Source organism: uncultured Leptotrichia sp., from assembly GCF_938036635.1.
Classification (GTDB): Bacteria; Fusobacteriota; Fusobacteriia; order Fusobacteriales; family Leptotrichiaceae; genus Leptotrichia; species Leptotrichia hongkongensis.
This window is the reverse complement of the sequence record NZ_CALHQO010000184.1, coordinates 1-1,121: the sequence shown is the minus strand read 5'-3', so window position 1 is coordinate 1,121 and position 1,121 is coordinate 1. Positions and strand designations below refer to the sequence as shown.

Here is a 1,121-nt window from a genome sequence, read left to right as displayed (position 1 = left end):
TATACGAAAAAATATTATTTTTGATTATTGATGGTAATGGCAGGAAATATTTTTGCAGTAAGCAATACTACTGAAGACAGAGCAATAGAGAAAATGCTTCGAAGCAGGCTACAGTCGTATTTTTTTACAATTGTAAATGAAGGAATAAGAGATAATGAAAAAAAAGCTTGAAAAAGAAGCTTATAATAGACTATTTAAAGATTATGTAATAAGCAATTCTTTAAAAAGAGAAATTGTAGAAAAATATGTAAGAGAAATTTCGAGAATCACAGCAAATGAAACAAGATTAAAATTTGACATAAAACAAATAAATTACATTTCAGATGAAGAAGCAGAAGCAATTTATGATATAAGATCTAAGAGCTTAAGAACAGTTTCAGATATGTTGGATTTGGATGAAGAAACAGAAAGAAAAATTTTAGAAAAATCAAAAATTAGCAGAGATGAATTTGAAGAAATTATGAGAAAAAAAGGAAACGAACCGATAAAGAGAAATTACTACAATATTGCAATTCAAGAAAGAATAAATATGTTTGAGTAAGAAGCCAAAAAAGTTACTGAAGAAGAAGTAATAGTGCAAGATTTACCAGTAATACTTAAAAAAGTAAATGGTAAATGGAAGGCAGAAAACCTAGAAAAAATAATAAAAAGTGGTAATTAAAAAATATTTTGAAACAATAAAAGCCTGTCTAGGAATAAAATATATTAATAATTAGACAGGCTTTTAAAATATTTTTGTAACAAATGTTTGACATCTATACATACTTTAGATAAAAAAGTTTAAAAAATAGTTGACAAAATCAAATTTATTTTGTATAATAGTTCTTGTCTTAGGAAATATTGTTGGGCTGTCGCCAAGCGGTAAGGCACTGGACTTTGACTCCAGCATGCAATGGTTCGAATCCATTCAGCCCAGCCATTTAAAATTAAATAGTATAAGATATAAACAAGCTGCTGTTTTCAGTAGTTTTTTTTTATAATAAAATATTTTGATAAAACATTAACGGATTATACAATTGAAAATCATGATATAAAGTTGGATTTAGAAATCACATTAAATGCAGACGTAGATTTAGATAATTTTATTTTTGAACTCAGACAAGAGGATATAATTGTCAATC

Annotated in this window: 2 protein-coding genes and 1 tRNA gene; all 3 read left to right on the top strand. The window is 26.4% G+C overall.

Annotation, left to right across the window (positions count from 1 at the left end):
- Positions 1–36 precede the first annotated feature (36 nt).
- A complete protein-coding gene (locus tag Q0370_RS03675) occupies positions 37–171 on the top strand; it encodes a hypothetical protein (protein WP_299572275.1) in 135 nt (44 codons plus the stop codon).
- Positions 155–541: a hypothetical protein gene (locus Q0370_RS03670; RefSeq protein ID WP_299572273.1), complete on the top strand. Its 387-nt coding sequence runs from the start codon at positions 155–157 to the stop codon at positions 539–541. The genes Q0370_RS03675 and Q0370_RS03670 overlap by 17 nt, the downstream gene beginning before the upstream one ends.
- Before the next feature lie 303 nt (positions 542–844).
- A tRNA-Gln gene (locus tag Q0370_RS03665) sits at positions 845–919 on the top strand.
- Positions 920–1,121 lie beyond the last annotated feature (202 nt).